This is a genomic window from Herbaspirillum lusitanum P6-12, assembly GCF_000256565.1.
GTDB classification, from domain to species: domain Bacteria; phylum Pseudomonadota; class Gammaproteobacteria; order Burkholderiales; family Burkholderiaceae_D; genus Herbaspirillum; species Herbaspirillum lusitanum.
This window is the reverse complement of sequence record NZ_AJHH01000701.1, coordinates 1-2,759: the sequence shown is the minus strand read 5'-3', so window position 1 is coordinate 2,759 and position 2,759 is coordinate 1. Positions and strand designations below refer to the sequence as shown.

At 64.4% G+C, this 2,759-nt stretch carries 4 protein-coding genes; 1 reads left to right on the top strand and 3 read right to left on the bottom strand.

Annotation, left to right across the window (positions count from 1 at the left end; all coding sequences use genetic code 11):
- Positions 1-380, top strand: a 380-nt coding sequence (locus HLUSI_RS0122815; protein ID WP_016836149.1) for an SDR family oxidoreductase, incomplete at its 5' end; no start/stop codon positions are given.
- A 65-nt stretch (positions 381-445) separates the two neighbouring features.
- Here the strand turns inward: HLUSI_RS0122815 and HLUSI_RS34705 are convergent.
- From HLUSI_RS34705 to HLUSI_RS34480, 3 genes are all read right to left on the bottom strand, one after another.
- Positions 446-628: a hypothetical protein gene (locus HLUSI_RS34705; protein WP_330987199.1), complete on the bottom strand. Its 183-nt coding sequence runs from the start codon at positions 626-628 to the stop codon at positions 446-448.
- Positions 610-2,583, bottom strand: a complete 1,974-nt coding sequence (locus tag HLUSI_RS30240; RefSeq protein WP_269147435.1) for a TonB-dependent siderophore receptor — start codon at positions 2,581-2,583, stop codon at positions 610-612. Before HLUSI_RS30240 ends, HLUSI_RS34705 begins: the two co-directional genes overlap by 19 nt.
- Positions 2,573-2,759, bottom strand: a 187-nt coding sequence (locus HLUSI_RS34480) for a hypothetical protein (protein ID WP_238534067.1), incomplete at its 5' end; no start/stop codon positions are given. The genes HLUSI_RS34480 and HLUSI_RS30240, both read right to left, overlap by 11 nt.

Below are 2,759 nucleotides of genomic sequence, written 5' to 3'. Positions count from 1 at the left end.
TCAACACGATGCGCGCCGCCGCCGCCCACCTGCAACAAGGCGGCCGCATCGTCAATTTTTCGACCAGCGTGATCGGCCTGGCGCTGCCCGGCTATGCGGTGTACGCCGCCACCAAGGGCGCCATCGAAGTGATGACCAACATCTTCGCCAAGGAATTGCGCGGCAAGCAGATCACCGTCAACGCCGTCGCGCCGGGGCCGACCGCGACCGCGCTGTTCCTGAACGGCAAGACCCCGGACGTCGTCGAGCGCATGTCCAAGGCTGCGCCGCTGGAACGCCTGGGTACGCCGGAAGACATCGCCAAGGCAGTGACGTATCTGGCTGCGCCGGATGGTTGGGTCAACGGCCAGACGCTGCGCGCCAATGGTGGTCTGGTGTAAAGCCCGGGCGAATCTCAGGAAGAGATTCCGGGCACATCAGCCGAGGGGTTGGCATCGGATCATGTTCAGAACCTGATGTTCAGGCCGAGCATGGCCGAGCGTGCGTCGCCGGGCGCAATCCAGACGTTGCTGTAGGAACTGGCGTAGTAGTGCTTGTTGAACAGATTGGCGACATCCAGCGACAAGCGCATGGATGGCGTGAATTGCCAGTAAGCCAGGGCCTTCGCCGTCACGTAAGCCGGCAGCATGAAGCTGCCTCGGGCATCGCCGGTGCGTGCGCCGACATAGCTGGCGCCGCCGCCCACGCCATAGGCGCCGCGCGCACGTCGACGTCTTCATACACCGCCAGCAGGCTGCCCGAGGTGCGCGGCACGTTGATCAGGCGTGCGCCGACCGCCAGCGTGTTGTCCCTGGTCACGGCGGCATCGGTGTAGGCCAGGTTGCCGGTGACGCGCCAGTGTCGCGCGAACTTGCCGTTGAAATCGAGTTCGACGCCGCGGCTGCGCACTTCGCCGGCGGCGATGCTGTAGGAGGTATTGACCGGATCGACCGTCAGCACGTTGCGCTTGGTGATGTTGAACACCGCCAGCGTGGCGCCGGCCAGCTGATCGCTGCTCTCGTATTTAAGGCCGGCTTCGGCGGCGCGCGCGGTCTCCGGGCTGAAGGCATTGCCGCCGGAGTCGCTGCCGCTGTTCGGACGGAACGACTTGCCGATGCTGGCGTACAGCGACACCGACGGCGTCGCCAGGTAAGTCAGGCCAAGGCGCGGCGAGCTGGCGCTCTTGTCCTGGCGCGCGCTGGTGCCAAGGCGACGGTTGTCCAGCGTCGAGCGGAAGCTGTCGAAGCGCACGCCCGCCAGCAAGCGCCAGCGTTGCGCCAGGCTGATCTGGTCTTGCAGGAACAGCGCCGTGCTGGTCTGGCGTTCGGCGGTGTCGGTGTTGGCCGGCGGCGTCGGCTGGGGCTGACCGTAGAGCGGATTGTTGACGTCGATGGCATACGGTGCGCCGGCGCTCGGGTTGATGCGCAGCAGGCGCTGGTCGAGCGTCATGCGGTCGGCTTCGACGCCGGTCAGGATCTCGTGGCCGATGCCGCCGGTATCGAACTTGCCGCCGATCTCCGCCTGCAGCGACGTGTCGTGCCACGAGAAATCGCGATAGCGGCGCTGGCGCCACAGCGTGGCATTGTCGGCGCGCAGCGACGAGGCTTCGGTCGAGTAGCCGTCCAGCGTGCCTTGCTTGTGGAACACGCCGGTGCGCAGATGCCATTGCTCGCTGATCTGGTGTTCCAGCGTGAGCTGATGGTTCTGGTTGTCCATCTTGAGATTGCCGTCGTTCGGCTCGCCGAGGAAGCGCGACGCCGGCAGTGCATCGAGACGGCCGTTGACGGCGACGATGCCGCGATCCATCGGCGCGATCTGGCGCAAGAACTCGGCCTCGTAGTTGAGCGTGGTGTGGTTGCCGAGCAGCCAGGTGAATGCCGGCGCCACGAATTCGCGTTTGCTGCGCACGTTGTCGCGGCTGCCGCCCTTGCTCTCGGCGGCGGCATTGAGGCGGTAGGCCACATTGTTGCCGAGCGCGCCGGTCGAGTCGATCGCGCTACGGTAAAAGTCATTGCTGCCGATCGACAGGTCGAGGGCGTTGGCGGCCTTGAACTGCGGCTTCTTGGTCACGACGTTGAGCGTGCCGCCGGGCTCGCTGCTGCCGTACAGCGCGGCCGAAGGGCCTTTCAGGAAATCGATGCGCTCCACGTTGGCGACGTCGCGCGGCGGTGAGTAGCCGCGATTGGATGCGAAGCCGTTCCACAGGATATTCAAGCCGCCGTTTTCATTGCCGGAAAAACCACGCACCGAATAGTTGTCCCACAGTCCGCCGAAATTGTTCTGGCGCGCGACGCCGCTGACGTATGGCAGCACGTCGTCCAGGCGGGTGGCGTGCAGGTCGTCCATCAATTGGCGCGACACCACCTGCACCGACTGCGGCAGTTCCTGCAAGGGAGTATCGGTGCGCGTGGCGCTGCTGCTGCGTGACTGGCGATATTGTTCCTTGTCGCTGCCTTCGGTGACGGTGATGGTTTGCAGCACCGAGGACGGCGGGTTGGCGGAACCGGCCGGAGCAGTGGCGGTGGCGGATTGCGCTTGCGCGTGACTGGTCTGCGCACAGGCGATCAGGCTCAATACCGCAAAGCGGATGGCGTTATTTTTCATGGAACGATGATTTCCCCGGGAACGATGTTGGTGATTTTTCCGACGTCATGTTCGTGGCCCGTGCGGCTGGCGGCAGCAGCTGGCGCGGTAATACAAGCCTGATCGACGTGACGGAGAGGTTTGTGAATTGTGTCGGTCGCATTGTAATGCAACTAAGTTGCAAATAATAGTTGCGT

What these genes read in the sequence shown, in the direction of transcription:
- HLUSI_RS34705 (WP_330987199.1), bottom strand. Translation starts at nt 628, where the DNA reads ATGCTGCCGGCTTACGTGACGGCGAAGGCCCTGGCTTACTGGCAATTC.
- HLUSI_RS30240 (WP_269147435.1), bottom strand. Translation starts at nt 2,583, where the DNA reads ATGAAAAATAACGCCATCCGCTTTGCGGTATTGAGCCTGATCGCCTGT.